Source organism: Anaerolinea thermolimosa (assembly GCF_001050195.2).
In the GTDB taxonomy this organism is placed as follows: Bacteria; Chloroflexota; Anaerolineae; order Anaerolineales; family Anaerolineaceae; genus Anaerolinea; species Anaerolinea thermolimosa.
Window position 1 is genome coordinate 1,809,955 of sequence record NZ_DF967965.1, and the last position, 15,778, is coordinate 1,825,732.

Annotated in this window: 14 protein-coding genes; 6 read left to right on the forward strand and 8 right to left on the reverse strand. The window is 51.1% G+C overall.

Annotation, left to right across the window (positions count from 1 at the left end):
- Positions 1–27: 27 nt before the first annotated feature.
- Genes minE through mreB form a run of 7 tightly spaced genes read right to left on the reverse strand, consistent with a single transcriptional unit; the run spans position 28 to position 6,404 of the window.
- The gene (minE, locus tag ATHL_RS08210; protein WP_062191990.1) at positions 28–291 is read right to left on the reverse strand and encodes a cell division topological specificity factor MinE; all 264 of its coding nucleotides are present in this window, start codon (positions 289–291) and stop codon (positions 28–30) included.
- A 1-nt stretch (position 292) separates the two neighbouring features.
- The gene (gene minD / locus ATHL_RS08215) at positions 293–1,096 is read right to left on the reverse strand and encodes a septum site-determining protein MinD (protein ID WP_062191992.1); all 804 of its coding nucleotides are present in this window, start codon (positions 1,094–1,096) and stop codon (positions 293–295) included.
- 19 nt (positions 1,097–1,115) lie between these two features.
- Complete coding sequence (gene minC / locus ATHL_RS08220) at positions 1,116–1,799, reverse strand: septum site-determining protein MinC (RefSeq protein WP_236822355.1); 684 nt, start codon at positions 1,797–1,799, stop codon at positions 1,116–1,118.
- Between the two features lie 33 nt (positions 1,800–1,832).
- Entirely contained in the window at positions 1,833–3,950 is a 2,118-nt protein-coding gene (mrdA, locus tag ATHL_RS08225; protein ID WP_062191998.1) for a penicillin-binding protein 2, read from the reverse strand.
- Positions 3,950–4,447: a hypothetical protein gene (locus tag ATHL_RS08230; RefSeq protein ID WP_062192000.1), complete on the reverse strand. Its 498-nt coding sequence runs from the start codon at positions 4,445–4,447 to the stop codon at positions 3,950–3,952. The genes mrdA and ATHL_RS08230 overlap by 1 nt, the downstream gene beginning before the upstream one ends.
- A 20-nt stretch (positions 4,448–4,467) precedes the next feature.
- Positions 4,468–5,301, reverse strand: a complete 834-nt coding sequence (gene mreC / locus ATHL_RS08235; protein WP_084001281.1) for a rod shape-determining protein MreC — start codon at positions 5,299–5,301, stop codon at positions 4,468–4,470.
- A gap of 38 nt (positions 5,302–5,339) precedes the next feature.
- Positions 5,340–6,404: a rod shape-determining protein gene (gene mreB / locus ATHL_RS08240; protein WP_062192005.1), complete on the reverse strand. Its 1,065-nt coding sequence runs from the start codon at positions 6,402–6,404 to the stop codon at positions 5,340–5,342.
- Between the two features lie 241 nt (positions 6,405–6,645).
- Here mreB and ATHL_RS08245 point away from each other — a divergent pair, with 241 nt between their 5' ends.
- From ATHL_RS08245 to prmC, 6 genes are all read left to right on the forward strand, one after another.
- Positions 6,646–8,619 carry a molybdopterin-dependent oxidoreductase gene (locus tag ATHL_RS08245; RefSeq protein ID WP_062192008.1) on the forward strand — a complete coding sequence of 658 codons (1,974 nt, stop codon included), beginning with the start codon at positions 6,646–6,648 and terminating at the stop codon, positions 8,617–8,619.
- A gap of 39 nt (positions 8,620–8,658) precedes the next feature.
- Entirely contained in the window at positions 8,659–9,201 is a 543-nt protein-coding gene (locus ATHL_RS08250) for an NADH-quinone oxidoreductase subunit B family protein (protein ID WP_062192011.1), read from the forward strand.
- A gap of 12 nt (positions 9,202–9,213) precedes the next feature.
- Positions 9,214–10,644 (forward strand): Ni/Fe hydrogenase subunit alpha, encoded by a 1,431-nt coding sequence (locus tag ATHL_RS08255; protein ID WP_062192013.1) that lies wholly within the window; start codon positions 9,214–9,216, stop codon positions 10,642–10,644.
- 78 nt (positions 10,645–10,722) lie between these two features.
- The gene (locus ATHL_RS08260; protein WP_062192016.1) at positions 10,723–11,199 is read left to right on the forward strand and encodes a hydrogenase maturation protease; all 477 of its coding nucleotides are present in this window, start codon (positions 10,723–10,725) and stop codon (positions 11,197–11,199) included.
- A gap of 60 nt (positions 11,200–11,259) precedes the next feature.
- Entirely contained in the window at positions 11,260–12,333 is a 1,074-nt protein-coding gene (gene prfA, locus ATHL_RS08265) for a peptide chain release factor 1 (protein WP_062192018.1), read from the forward strand.
- Entirely contained in the window at positions 12,320–13,165 is an 846-nt protein-coding gene (gene prmC, locus ATHL_RS08270) for a peptide chain release factor N(5)-glutamine methyltransferase (RefSeq protein WP_062192021.1), read from the forward strand. The genes prfA and prmC overlap by 14 nt, the downstream gene beginning before the upstream one ends.
- A gap of 205 nt (positions 13,166–13,370) precedes the next feature.
- Here the strand turns inward: prmC and ATHL_RS08275 are convergent, their stop codons facing one another.
- Complete coding sequence (locus ATHL_RS08275) at positions 13,371–15,728, reverse strand: VIT domain-containing protein (protein ID WP_062192024.1); 2,358 nt, start codon at positions 15,726–15,728, stop codon at positions 13,371–13,373.
- Between the last annotated feature and the right edge of the window lie 50 nt (positions 15,729–15,778).

Below are 15,778 nucleotides of genomic sequence, written 5' to 3' on the forward strand. Positions count from 1 at the left end.
TTCCAGACCTCTGGATCAGAAACCACTTTATCGTTTGCGCACAGCAGGTTTCAAAGGAATGTCTGCCAGAAGTCGATGCTCGCGGCCATCCTGTGACATACTGATATTTACCCCCGCAGGATCAATAGGAACATATCGCGAGATTACCTCTAAAAGTTCGTTTTTCATCTCTTCCAACTGCATCGGGCTGAGATCAGTGCGATCATTGATCAATACCAGCTTTAACCGGTCTTTTGCCTGCCCGGCGCTGCGATTCTTTTGTCCGGTCAGCCATTCCAGCCAGCCTGCCATATCAATTTCCTCCTGAGCGCATCATCCGGGCTAACTTCTGGAAGAGACCCTCCTTATCATCCAGAGGCAGGAAGGGAACGGCCTCGCCGTTTAACCGACGTGCGATATTTTGAAATGCCTCTCCTGCCTTCGATTTTCCGTCCAGAGCCACTGGCTGTCCTTTATTGGTACTGATCACCACATTTTCATCTTCAGGGATAATCCCAATCAGCTCGATGGCCAGCAACTCAACGACATCCTCCGCCGACAGCATGTCTCCCCGTTTTACAAGCACGGGGTTGAGTCGGTTAATAATTAACCGCGCAGGACCCTTTTCCTCGGCTTCAATCAAACCAATGATACGATCGGCATCACGTACCGCCGACACCTCAGGGTTCGTCACTACGATGGCCAGATCTGCCGGTGCAAGAGCATTGCGAAATCCACGTTCAATCCCTGCTGGAGAATCGATCAGAATCCAGTCAAATTCTCCACGCAAGTCATCCGTCAGCCGAACCATATCACTGGGCGAAACGGCGTTTTTGTCACGCGTCTGAGCTGCAGGAATAAGGTACAGCTCAGGTAAGCGTTTATCTCGGATCATTGCCTGGCGCAACCTGCAACGGCCTTCCACAACATCAACCAGATCATAAACAATTCGGTTCTCCAACCCAAGCACCACATCCAGGTTTCGCAACCCGATGTCTCCATCCAGGCAGATCACCTTTTTTCCGATCCGTGCCAGTGCTACCGCCAGATTGGCCGTCGTGGTCGTCTTCCCGACGCCACCTTTTCCTGAGGTTACCGTGACCACTGTCGCTGACATTCTTTTTATTTACCCCTTCTTATCTTACTTTCGCCTTCCAGGTTTCAGTAACCACCCGGCCATCCTGAATTGAGACCATTTCAGGCTCTGGTTTTCCTCGCCGGGGTGGCAGGGTGAGTGTGTACCCGGCGATCCGTAATTGCATGGGATCCATTTCCATAGCACATACGACTGCCTTTTCATTCCCATCCATTCCGGCGTGGACCATACCTTTAAGACGCCCCCATACCACAACGCTACCCCCGGCATAAATTTCACCTCCAGGGTTGACATCCCCAATGACCACCACATGGCCATTGTGTGAGATTTTAAATCCCGAGCGTATCGTCCGGTGAACAAGAATAGCCGTTTCACCACCCAGGTTGGTATCAAGTGATCGTACGGTTCGTTCTGGCCGGGGGGTATGGATACGTGTCGCCAGCCCAAGGGCTTGAGCATTCTTTTCGGTTACCGGTGAGTTACTGAGAACAGCCCATAGAGCAATTCCCTTTTCGGAGAAACGATCACGAAGCACACCAACTTCAGCTGCCCGCAGGATATGGTTTCCGACGTCCAGTGCTACGCGCGCCCCATTTAAAAAACCGGCTCGTTCTTCAAGCATCTGATACAACGCAGATTCCAGCTCGGGCCACTCTCCTTCTCCCAGGGTAATCAACAGACCATCCCGAATACCTTTGATATTGACAGCCTGTTTATTCTGCATCACCATATCAAGATTGCTCCATCGGTCGATGAATTAAGGAGTACCTGTCTCCTGCCCTGAATCAAATGCTTTGAGCCGGAAATAACTCTCGATCACGTTTCGTACAATCGGAGCCGCTACACTCGCGCCTTCGCCACCATTATACACGAAAGCCACCACCGCAATTTCTGGATCATCATACGGAGCGTAACCAAAATACCACGAGTGAGTTGGCCAGCTTCCACGGTTGCAAAGGTTTTTCTCTCGGGCAATATTGTCACAGTATTCTGCTGTGCCGGTTTTCCCGGCAGAATTCTGCACAGGCGAATTTTCCCAGACCTTTTTCGCCGTACCCTCGGTCACCACCAGGCGCATCCCTTCCTTGGCTAACTGAACTACCCAGGGTTGCACAGTCTTTGTCTCACCGGTTAAAAGGTTATTTTCGTCATACACCTTGATTACCGGATCTTTAGTAATATCCCATTTGAGTTTTGGCTCAAAGGGTTTAACCACATTTCCTTCAGAATCGAGAATGTCATGAATTAAAGTGGGCTGCATGTACTTTCCGTCATTGGCAAGAATCGCCGCTGAAACAAGCACCTGGAGGGGCGTAGCCAGAATATATCCCTGTCCCATGGAAGCAATATAAGTATCGCCCGGCAGCCAGCTCTCCCCCAGGTTGCGGCGTTTCCAGTCCGGGTTAGGAATCAACCCGCTCGCTTCACCGGGCAGCTCAATGCCGGTCCGTTGACCGTACCCGAGCGCCATGGCATATTCAGCCAATCTCCAGGGTCCCAGACCACTCACCCCATCCGGGGCGTAACCGCCACCAATCTTATAAAAATACACATCACAGGAGTTTGCCACCCCTTCTAACCAGTTCATTTCCCCGTGACCTTCCGGTTTCCAGCACACATATGTAAATGGACGTACCGGTTCATTTAACAAATTCCGTTCAATCACCGTAATCTGGCCAGGATCGTTTAATTTTTGCTCCGGAGTGACTACACCTTCATTAAGTGCCCCAATAGCCGTGGGCATCTTAAATACCGAACCTGGCGGGTGCTCTGCCGAGATAGCATGATTGAATAGTGGCTTCCAGGGATCATTTACTAGCTGATTGTAATAATCCCCGGGTATAAACCTGGCCATCCGGTTATTTTCGTACGTGGGATAATTCACCAGAGCAAGGATCTCTCCAGTTTTCGGATTCATGGCAATCACGACACCATTGGATGACCGGGTTTCATGAAACCAGTTATTCCAAAAGTTAATCTCACCAACCAGTGCTTCCTGCGCGGCGTTTTGCAACCGGGTATCGATAGTCAAGCGAATATTATTCCCTGGCACAGGGTCAACCGGGGTGGTCAGATTACGCAGCTCCTTCCCTGAAACATCCACCTCCACCAGGCGTTCTCCGTTTTTTCCCCCCAGGATATCCTGCATGGTTGCTTCGATCCCTGCATAACCCACCTTATCTCTCCCGGGGACAAACCCTTTGTTTCGATAATAAGCCTCATCCACAGCTGGAATCGGGCCTAAAAAACCAATGATGGTGGAAGTAAGGGAACCTGTGGGATAATCGCGTACACTTTCCACTTCAATACCCACCCCGGGTAATTCTGACGAGCGGGCGCGAATCTTCATCGCCAGTTCAGGTTCGATATTGCACTTAATTCGCATGGGTGCATAAGGTGCGTTGGTATCGGCAATATAGACAATCTGCATGATCCCCAGTTCAGTTCGGCATGGAGAAAACAGACGAACGGTTTCTTCATTAATCTCTCCCGCGCTGACCGGTACCCCAATGAGCGCCGACAAACGCCGATACACTGCCTGAACATTTTCATCCAGATCGGTATTTAATTTTCTTGGATCTCCACCTGCTGAAGGATCACCAGGGAGTTCTGCTGGCGTAATCACAACGTTATAAGAAGCAATATTCCGCGCCAGCACATAATCATTACGATCATAGATGATGCCGCGTTGAGTTGGAACACTGATGCGAGTCGTTCGGTTTTCTTCAGCTTGCTCCAGGAATTTTGCCCCTTCAACCACCTGATAATCGAACAATTTATAAATGTAAAAACCAGCAATTAAAACTACCAGCACCATCACACTGATCAAACGCCAGTGTTCAAACCAGAATGAATCAGAACGGCGATATTCCATTAAGTCACCTCCTCAAGCGAAACCGACCGGGTCAGATCGGCCACCAGAGCATACACAGGTAAAGCCAGTAACAGGTTTAATAACAAACCTGGTAAGAGAACCAGGTTAATGCTCTCCACCATGGGCAGAGGTACTCCTTGAACACGTAAGGTTATCCATTGAAAACCTTCTGACAGAACAGTGCCAATCAAGGTTGTAAGAAACATGGCCAGAACAGGCGTCTGCCATACCTGAGAGCTTAAGAACCGCGCTAAAACGGCTACACCAAGATACGTTAACGGAAACACAAACCATGGCACCCCGGAAATGAAACCTACCATTAATCCGGCCATTAATGCCCATGCAATGGAAGTTGTATCATGACGCCGGATTGCCACAGCAATGATCACAAGCAATACCAGATCGGCTGTCCCATGGAGTAAAACCAGAGAACGGAAAACAGAAGTCTGGAAAATGACCACCAGAATCATCACCGGAATTCCAAGGATAACAGCCATATTAAAAATTCAATGTCCTGTTATGGTATGAGAGGGGTAATATCAACGGGATTGAAATCGGTTACCACCAGTACCGCCCGCAACGTGGCAAAGTTCACCGCTGGCTGCACAGATGCCGTCTGAAACAACTCAGTTTCCATCCGTCGTACCGACACCACCTGCCCAACAAGAATATTTTCAGGATAAATTCCCCCAAGAGCGGAAGTAAGAATCACATCACCCGGTTTCAGGGTTACATCCTGAGGAACCATCTCCAGAGAGATATCTCCCGTAAGCGAACCAGTCAACATCGCTTCAATAGCCCCCGAAGCCAATTTTACATTGACTGCTGAACCTGCATCATTGATCAACTGGACTCTTGCTGCATTGGCGATGACAGCATCGATGCGCCCCACCAATCCCTGTGCAGTGACAACGGGCATTCCTCGCCGAAGCCCGTCATCTGATCCCTTGTCAATAATAACGTAATGAAGAAATGGGCTGGGGTCTCTCCCAATCACCGCCGCCGCCACATAGGTATCTTCCGGGCGTGAGCGGGCAAATCGTAACAACTCATAAAGAAGCTCCGTATCTTTGAGCTGTTGCTGTAACTCAACCACCTGGCTTTGCAGGCGAGCATTCTCATTTTGAAGAATGTCCACCTGCTGCCGTAAAGCAGCCAGCTCCTGTGGAGAATTCAGCATCTGGTAGATCGCCGTGAACCGTATTGAAAGCCAGCGTTGTGTGGCGATCACCGGTGCAGAGGCCAGCGAAAAAACCGGCGTGAGGTAACCACCCAGTGCCAGAGCGAGAAGCCCCGCTCCCAGCAACACCAGCACTCCGGCCTTCCAGAACTTCTTAAGAACAAAAATCATAGGTCAACGGGGGAAAAGCGGCCAACATGGATCGACCATTAACCGCGTGAACCGTTACGATCGATACTCACCAGGAATTTTTCGTATCGTTCCAGATCTTCCAGAATCATTCCTGCACCGCGTGCCACACAAGTCATCGGGTCTTCCGCAACCCATACCCTCAAATGGAGTTCCTCGGTCAACCGATCGGCTAAACCCTGCAACTGGGCTCCACCCCCTGCCAGGCAAATACCTGTCTCTATCAAGTCAGCCACAATTTCAGGCGGGGCTTCATCCAGGGCATCTTTGATCGTATCCACAATCACCTGAACCGAACCCGCCATTGACTCACGAATCTCTACCGAGGAAATTTCCAGCGACTCAGGTAAGCCAGAAATCAGGTTACGGCCCCGAACCATCATTGTCTTCTCTTCAGGAAGCCGATATGCAGAGCCAATCTGGATCTTGACCTGTTCCGCCATGCGCTCTCCGATGAAGAGGTTGTACTTGTTGCGAATATAGTTAATAATATCCTGATCAAGCTCATCACCGGCTACGCGCAAAGACCGCGAGACCACAATTTCGCCAATAGACATCACCGCCACTTCGGTGGTACCTCCGCCAATATCCACAACCATGGTACCCCGTACATCTGAGACGGGCAACCCTGCTCCCAGGGCGGCCGCACGTGGCTCCTCGATGAGAAAAACCTCCCGCGCCCCGGCTGCACTGGCCGCATCCAGAACTGCGCGTTTTTCAACTTCCGTAGCCCCAGAAGGGATTCCAATCACCACTCGCGGACGAGGCATCGGGACAATGCTCTGTTGATGAGCCTTGCTGATGAAGTATTCCAGCATCGCGTGGGTAATTTCGAACTCCGAAATGACCCCGTCCCGCAGTGGACGGATTGCGATTACATTCGTTGGCGTTCGCCCCACCATCTCTTTCGCCTGTACACCGATAGCAATGGGTCGGCGGGTACGTTTATCGATCGTCACCCACGAAGGTTCGTTTATCACAATCCCCTTCCCGCGGACGTTTACCAATGTATTCGCTGTCCCAAGGTCAATGCCAATGTCCAGCGAGAATAAACCCAACAACCATCGAAAGGGATCAAACGCCAAGGGAATGTTCTCCAGTGATACTATTTAAGTTGGTTTTCAGGTACATACCTTCGCCCGAATTATACCATTTTTCGGGACTCCTATTTTTTAGTCCTCCTTTCTACCCCATCCATGATAAATGTCACTTGTTAAAGAGATAGGGGGGTCTTAGAATGGTATAGATTTTAACCGGATAAGATTACCTCTTTTATCAAAACCGTGCGGTTTAGCCATTTTTCCACGTGAGGAGTGTAAAAGACGCATGCTCAACGTAACCATCGATGGGAAATCTATTCAGGTTCCCGAAGGGACCACTGTACTGCGGGCTGCGGAACAGGCAGGGATCAAGGTGCCAGTTTTATGCGATCACCCTCATCTCGTTCCTTTCGGCGGTTGCCGCCTTTGTGTGGTAGAGGTCGAAGGAATGCGCACCCTCCAACCGGCATGTTCCTTACCTGTAAGCAATAACATGGTCGTGAAAACCAATTCGGATAAAGTTCAGGCGGCAAGAAAATTTGTCTTAACCCTGATCTTTAGTGACCGCAACCATTTTTGCCCTTATTGCCAGGTCTCCGGTGGAGATTGTGAACTGCAAAATGCCGCCCTTGAGATGGGTATGACTCACTGGGATTACCAGCCCAACTGGAAACCTTATCCGGTGGACGCTTCGCATCCTTACCTGGTCATCGATCATAACCGATGTATTCTTTGCCGTCGCTGCGTCCGTGCCTGCGGTGAACTGGTCGGGAATTTTACCCTTGGGATTGAGGAACGGGGAGCCAGCTCCATGCTCGTCTGTGATCTGGGCGTTCCCTTCGGAGAAAGCAGCTGTGTTTCCTGTGGTACATGCTCTCAGGTATGCCCAACCGGTGCTATTATCGACCGCCAGAGTGCCTATCAGGGGCTTGAGAAAAAAGTCGAACGCACGCCATCTATTTGCGTCGGTTGCTCAGTCGGTTGTGGCGTTGAAATCCTTACCCGAGATAATCGCCTGGTGCGCATTCTGGGGCTTTGGGATTCACCGGTCAATGGGGGCGTGCTCTGTAAAGTGGGTCGTTTCCTGCCGCTGGATGATGATCGCGAGCGAATCACTCGCCCCATGGTAAGGAAAGATGGAAAACTTCAGCCAGTGTCCTGGGATGAGGCGCTTAATGTCATCACCGCTCAGCTAAAACCATTGATCAACCAGAAAACACATGGCGTTGCCGCCATTGCCTCCCCACGGCTGCCTGTTGAAGCGCTGGCATCCTTTAAAAAGCTCTTCAAAGATGGCTTCAAGAGCGATCTGGTGACCAGCCTGGAAGAAGGTGCAACCACAACCTCTGCCTCTCTGGTTGCGCAAGAAATGGGCGCCTTTGAAACCAATCTCGAAGCCCTTCAATCCGCTGATTGTGTGGTAGTCGTTGGAGCCGATCTGTATCATGAGGAACAGGTTGTTGGCTTCATGATCAAGCGGAAACTGCCTGCCAATACTGCTCTCGTTGTCATTGACAGTGCAGATAACGAATTTACCCACCTTGCCCGCGCAACCCTTAACCCCGTTGCCGGTTCAGAATCCTACGTGTTACGAGGGCTTGGGGCAGCTCTGGTAAAACTTGATCTCGCTAAAGGAACTCCGGCAGGAATGAACGCCGAGGCCGAGCTCAAAACAGCCGCAGATAAAGCCGGAATTCGTTTAGAAGACCTCTCGCGGGTTGCCAGCCTCATCGGGATGGCCTCTCGCCCGGTTTTTGTATATGGGCGGAAGGTCAACGCAGACACCCTTAAGGCCCTGGTTGAGCTTTCTCGCCTGGCAGGTGCTGGTCAGAGCCTGATCGGAGTGCGTGGAGCAGCAAACAGCCTGGCAGCTGCCCAGTTAGGATTGGAACAGCCCTTCAAGCGCAACGGCCATCAGGCAGTTTATGTAGCCCTTGGTGACGATCAACCTTCTCAACGTCTCGTTCAAGAAATTGAAGGGGTGCCTTTCCTGGTAGTCCAGGCCAGCCATACCTCACGGCTTACAGCCATGGCTGATGTGGTTCTTCCGGTCGAAATGTGGGCCGAAACTTCCGGGCACTATCTCAACCTCGAGGGACGATTGCAGGCCTCAACACCTGCCCTTAAGCCCATGGAAGGGGTGTATTCGAATACCGCAGCCATTGAAGCAGTAGCAATGAGGCTGGGAATCGATGTGACCGTAGACTGGAAAGCCGAATTACAACAATCTCCCGCACCTGTAACGCTTGCCATCGCCTAAGCGCCCTTCTATTAACGGAGTATTTAGAGGAGATCTTCCATGTCGAAACCAAAAATTTCAACCGATTGGATGTGCGGATGCGCGGGTTGCCACATGTCTCTACTGGATATTGATGAGCGCATCTTGAAAATTGCTGAACTGGCTGACATCCGTGCAACCCCCATCACCGATCTGAAAGAGCCTGACGAGTCCGGAGTGGATGTAGGTATTCTGGAAGGCGGCATCAATAATACAGCCAATGAAGAAGTGGCTCATCGCATGCGTAAGCGTTGCAAAATCCTGGTAGCTCTTGGAGATTGCGCAGTATTTGGTGGTGTACCGGCCATGCGTAATTTCTTTACCCTGGAAGAGACCCTAAAGCGTGCCTACATAGAGACAGAAAGCACCGACTCTGAGGGAAAAATTCCCGATAACCCCGAATTGGCCCGGATGACCAGGGTTCGCGCCGTGCATGAGGTGGTTCCCGTAGATATCTTTGTGCCCGGGTGCCCGCCTGATCCTGATGTGATTTACTACGTCCTCAGTGAACTGGCACAGGGTCGCAAACCCGAGCTTAAAGGTGAACTACTGCACTGGCATTAGGAGGTATCAAGAATGGTCGCTGAAAAAATAACCATCGAACCCGTAACCCGAATTGAGGGGCATGCCAAAGTCACCATTCACATGGGAGACGATGGCCGGGTAAGCCGGGCATTTTTCCATGTCAACGAGTTCCGAGGATTTGAAAAATTCTGCGAAGGCCGAATGGTCTTCGAGATGCCCTTCATCACCCCGAGGATTTGCGGTATCTGCCCTGTCAGTCATCACCTGGCCGCCGCTAAAGCAGGTGATGTAGTTCTGGGTGCTCCCCCACCGCGTCCGGCATCTTTGTTACGCGAATTGATGCACATGGGGCAAATTGTTCAGAGCCATGGAATGCATTTCTTCGAGCTTGCCGGGCCAGACCTCTTGTTAGGTTTTGATGCCGACCCCGCCATCCGGAATGTGTTGGGGATCGTTCAGGCAAACCCCGATTTAGCGGTCAAAGCCGTTGGATTGCGCAAATGGGGGCAAACCATTATCGCCACGCTTGGTGGGAAACGTGTTCATCCCAATTTTGCCGTTCCGGGTGGTGTAAACAAAGCCCTGCACCCCTCTGAACGCGACGCCATTCTCCAGGGGCTGAGCAGTTCCATCGAAACCATCCAGGCGGGAATCGCAGTCATTCGCGATTGGGCCGAGAAGAATATGGAAGACATACAAAAATTCGCAGTCTTCCCCACAGGTTATATGGGTCTCATCACCCCTGATAATGGTCTGGAGCTCTATGATGGCCAGATTCGCCTGATCGATCGCAACGGAACCCAGCTTGAGAGATTCAGCGCTCAGAATTATCTGGATGTCATCGCAGAACACGTAGAAGATTGGTCTTACCTGAAATTCCCCTATTACAAAAAATTGGGGTGGCCTCAGGGAGTCTACCGCGTTGGGCCACTGGGGCGGTTGAATATCTCCGACAAAGTGGATACCCCTCTGGCCAGCGAAGAATTCAAACGCTTTAAAGCCCTGAACCAGGGAAAGCCGGTAGAAAATACCCTCTACTACCACTATGCCAGGATGATCGAATGCCTGTTCGCCGCTGAACGGGTTCAGGTTCTACTGGATGACCCCGATATTCTCAGTACAGACATTCTCAACACTCGCACCGAGATCAAGGGTGAAGGGGTAGGCGTCATCGAAGCTCCACGCGGTACTCTCCTGCACCACTACTGGACCGATGAACATGGCCAAATTAAGAAAGTCAACCTCATCGTTTCTACCGGACATAACAACTGGGCAATGAGCCAGGCGGTCGATTCGGTGGCAAAAACCTATATTCAAGGGCCCAAGGTAACTGAAGGCATGCTCAATCGCGTTGAAGCGGCCATTCGTGCCTATGACCCCTGCCTCTCATGCTCTACCCACGCTGTTGGCCAGATGCCCATGGTGGTAGACGTGTTCGATCCGCAGGGTAATCTCGTCCAGACCATCCATCGTGGCTTGTAAACGTGAAAAAAAGTTAGCCTCTTTGCGGGTGGCTTTCGAGCCACCCGCATTTCATGTGTAAAAGGGTAAAATCAAGCTATGCGAGCACTGGTGCTTGCCTACGGTAATACAGATCGCCAGGATGACGGAGTAGCCTGGCACATTTTACGTGAACTGGCCCAACAATTGGGTACATTTCTTCCCCTTTCCCCCGCGGAAGAATGTGAAAAAGAAATTGGCAATATTCACCTGCGATACATGCTCCAATTAATCCCTGAAGTTGCCGATGATTTTAAACAATATGACCGCGTCGTGTTCATTGACGCCCATACAGGGCACATCAAAGATGATCTTTATCTTGAAAATCTCACCCCGGTCTATCAACCCTCACCCTTAACTCATCACCTTACCCCTGCATCCTGCCTTGCCATCGCCGAAGCCCTCCACCACTCCGCCCCACAGGCTTTGCTTGTCTCGGTGCGAGGGTATGAATTCGGATTCTCATCCACCCTCTCAGAAAATTGTGCCCGATTGGTGCCGGTAGCAGTCAGGGCTATTTTGGAATGGCTTGGCTGAAACTGGTATAATTATGGGTTGCTTGATCACAATGAAAGAACTTCTTGAAAGAAAAGACACATGCTTGAAACAATAGCAGCCATTGAATCACGATACGACGAACTGGGTGAACTCATCGAGAAACACGTCGATGATTATCAAAAAGTAGCAGAACTGGCCAAAGAACGCTCCGATCTGGAAGAAATTGTCAACCGCGGACGCGAATATCGAACCATACTTCAGCAGATCGAAGAGGCCGAAAGCCTGTTGGAATCACCTGATGAAGAACTCCGCCAGCTGGCCGAGGCCGACCTTGAAACACTCAAACCTCGCGCTGAAGCTCTGGAAAAAGCCATAAAACTGCTTCTCGTCCCCAAAGACCCCCGGGATGACCGCAACGTCATCGTGGAAATCCGCGCTGGTACCGGTGGTGAAGAAGCAGCTCTTTTCGCCGGAGACCTTTTTCGCATGTATAGCCGGTACGCTGAAAAACGCCGCTGGCAGGTAGAGATTCTTTCTCAAAATGAAACGGGCATCGGGGGCTTTAAAGAGATTATCTTTCTTGTCAAAGGAAAGGGTGCTTACTCACGCTTGAAATACGAATCCGGTGTCCATCGAGTACAACGAATCCCGGTCACCGAATCCAGTGGCCGCATCCATACCTCAACCGCAACTGTTGCGGTCCTGGCTGAGGTGGACGACGTGGACATCGAGATCCCCGAATCGGATATTCGCATGGAAGTATTTCGTTCAGCCGGGGCCGGGGGCCAAAATGTTCAGAAAAACTCCACCGCCGTCCGCATCATTCATCTTCCAACCGGAATCGTGGTTTCCTGTCAGGACGAACGCTCGCAGTTGCAGAACCGTTTACGGGCTATGAGTATCCTTCGGGCAAAGTTGTATGAGATTGAGGCCAGCAAGCGTCAGCAGGAACTGGAAGAAACCCGCCGCTCTCAGGTAGGCAGTGCAGAGAGAGCAGAAAAGATTCGCACGTACAACTTCCCACAGTCCCGGGTAACAGATCATCGCATCGGGTTATCCTCCTATAATATCTCCGCCGTCCTCGATGGTGAAATTGATCAATTCATCGATGAACTGGCTTTACGCGACGAAGCCGAAAAGCTATCAGGTAATTCCTTTGATGATGACGAATGACCTGGGAAGCTGGCTCAAGAAAGCGAAATCTCTCCTTCAGGGTCAAAGCGACACACCCCTGTTAGAAGCTCAGGTGCTCGCCGCTCATATTCTTCAGAAACCGCGCTCCTGGGTCGTCAGTCATACCGAATGCCTTCTCGATCCGCCACAGCTCCAGGCTCTCGATGAAGCGCTCATGCATCTGTCGGCCGGTGTGCCGCTTCCCTACCTCACAGGAAACCAAGAATTTTATGGTATTCCACTGGAAGTATCTCCTGCAGTTTTAATCCCTCGACCCGAAACAGAGCTACTGGTTGAAACCGCTCTTGAATATCTCCGTTTGAACCCTTCAGCCCGCCGTGTGGTGGATTTCGGCACCGGTTCAGGGGCCATTGCGATTTGCATCGCCATGGAAATTACCGACACCAGCGTTATCGCTGTGGATATCTCCCCTGAGGCTTTACGAGTAGCTCGCAACAATGCCCGGCGCCACCAGGTCGACCAAAGGATTTCTTTTCTTCTGGCCGATCTTGCTGATCCGCTGGTTGGTACATTCGATCTTGTCACAGCAAATCTTCCTTATATCCCCTCCAGGGATGTGAGAAATCTGGCCGTCGCCAAATACGAGCCCGTTATTGCACTGGATGGTGGAGCTGATGGATTAAGCCTGATCACCCGTTTGCTCCATGACCTTCCACGGTTACTGGCTACCCCGGGCATGGCACTGTTTGAAATTGAGTATCGTCAGGGAGAGTCAGCCATTCAACTTGCAAAAGCCCTTTTCCCCATGGCCAGGATTGAAGTTCACCGGGATTACGCCGGAAACGATCGGTTGCTCCAGATCATCACCTGACCCCCCTTTATCTCGAATCGCTGGGTAATCCATTTCTCCTTAAGCTAAACCACAAAAACTGGATGTTTCTTATCTAATATTTAATTTGCTATCATCCATTTTTAAACCTGCATGGATATAGTGAGAGCGTATTCTCCTCTTACAAGTTCTCCCACGCAGATGTGAGTGGCAGCACACCGGCGCGGGAGAACTCTTTTTAGCCAGACTATCTCATCCAGCGTCTATAAAACCAAAAACCAGCCACGAGGATGAGCGGCAACATAATCGTGCTACAAAGGGCGAAAGTATTCTTGCCGGTCTGCTCCGGTGAAGATTTTGTCGGAGTGTAACCTGGAGAAACTCCCTCTTGACCTGCAGAAGGCGTGACAGATGGCGAAACTGTGGTCACAGCTCCGGGTTTATCCGCCATTTGCTCCACTCTGTAAGCCTTCCCGCCAATAACAACCAACACCCGCTCGCCCAGTGCCAGGGCTGGGCCGGCTTCTGGGTATGAATGAGCCAGCTCAAAATATCGGTCGGATAGAAACGGAATGGCCTCTAAAGTCATACTCTCGGGGTCATAGGCTGTATCCACCCAGATTCCATCTCTGAAAAGGAATGTGCGCGCACCCACAATACGGATCATCGCCTGATCCTCATTCCCTACTTCAGGAGCAACCTCCGCCGATTTTAACGCCCCTTCACTGGCCGCTCGTTGAACAGCACCCTCCCCTGACGGGGGCACGACAGTAGATTGTGCTGCCTGAAGAGCCTCAGCAGCAATTTGATTTTGGCTTTCAGCCCCCAGCGGCATAGGTTCTGTAACAAGATAGGAAGTATAAGGCGTCACAATGCCAAAACGGATGGACAGCCTTACAATTTGATCGATGCTTTCCTGATCGGCACCTTTCAGGCGAATCTGGTTGAGTAAATAACCAATTTTCCGGGTGGCCCATAAACGGGGAATTTCTCCAGATGAATCTTTAACCCCCGTAGAATCTTGTACCAGGTTCTGATCTGAATAAGTCAGCTGAGCAATCTCCCCGTTTATCATTCCACGCACCGTGACTGTTGCCTTTCCTCCCTGCCGGTACCGCCCGACAACAAGGATCTGCGTCCCCGCGAATAGATCGGGAAGAGGCTGTGGATAAACATCATAGACCCCGACTCCCTCAAAATGGAGGGATAAATCCGTCATCACAGGGGTTCCAATCCGCTCGTAGAATGCTGATACTGCTTCACCCAGAGATTCCCCCGGTTTCACATAGGTGCTTAACCCATGATGTTCACCACTCAGGGAATCCAGGAGCACCGTATCGACATCATACCCCACACCAAAAGTAAACAGCCTGACGTTCCCAGGTGCTACCCTGGCTACATTCTCTAAAATTTGTTGAGTATCGAGTTCACCAACCGTCGGAAGTCCATCCGTCAAAAAGATCAAATAGACCGGACGTTCCCGATCCGCTTGTGAGAGGGCTTCCAGTAAAGCCCGGTTGATGTCTGTGCTTCCAGCGGCGCTCAGTCCATCGATCCAGGCAATGGCATCCGCGGCTTCCTCCACCGTACGCATCCCTTCACGGAAAATTTCTACGCCGGTAGAAAAAGCAAGAAGGTGAAAACGATCCTCAGGATTCAATTTCCGAATCACATAGCGAAGAGCTTCCTGTGCCTGGCGGAATTTTTCCCCCTCCATGCTTCCCGAACGGTCGATGACGAAGATGACATCTTTTGGAACAATGCGATGGGTTGAACCAGGCCTGGCTGCCATTAATAACAGGAAATAACCATCTGCATCCTGTGGGTCTTCCGGATCTCGATAAGAAAAGAGATGAAAAGCTTCATCCTCCCCGGTCGAGAAATACAGGACAAAGTCATCCTCTGGAAGGACGTTCGTTGCCTCCCATCCGACCAGAGCCTGCCTATCTCCTGTACGGGTGACGTCTACAGGATGAGATGGAGAATAGAGAACGCGTATGGGTTGTTCGCTCCGAATAGTCACCCGCAAAGAGACTTCTTCCAGAGGCCGGGTTGAAAATTTCTCGGTACTGAGAGGGTACGCATATCTGACCAGCCCGTTTTCTGCAGTTAAAACCTGGCTATACTCAAGTTGAATCCGCCGTTCCCCATGGGCCGGGATCGGGAAGATACTCGCTTTCACCGCTCCCTGTCCGGCATACTCGAGGAGAGCCGGGTCACGTAATGAGAGAACAATATCATCATAGGTCTTTCGGGCTTCTTCTGCAGAAAGGACTTTGCCTTCCACGGGCTGGCCATCCACCCACAGTTTAAACTGGCTTACTACCGCATCCCTGGGTAACGGGAAGAGATATGTCCCTTCAATCGGATAGGAGTTCGGATTGAAAAAAACCTGGTCAACCCGGGTCACTGCAATTTGCCTGTCAATGGTTACCTCAACACGGTGATATCGGACTACCAGCTGAGATATGGGCCGTGGTAAATCTGGCGGGCAACGCTCGGGGATGCACGGGGGCGGGATGATAATGCCATCTGCATGAACCGGAAACCAGGTGGCACTAAGGCCAACCAGCAGGCTAATCAGAGCAATCCAAAGCTTCTTCATGGCAACCTCCTCCTGAGGTGTAGACGCAGGAGAAAGTCGCCTGGTTCCTG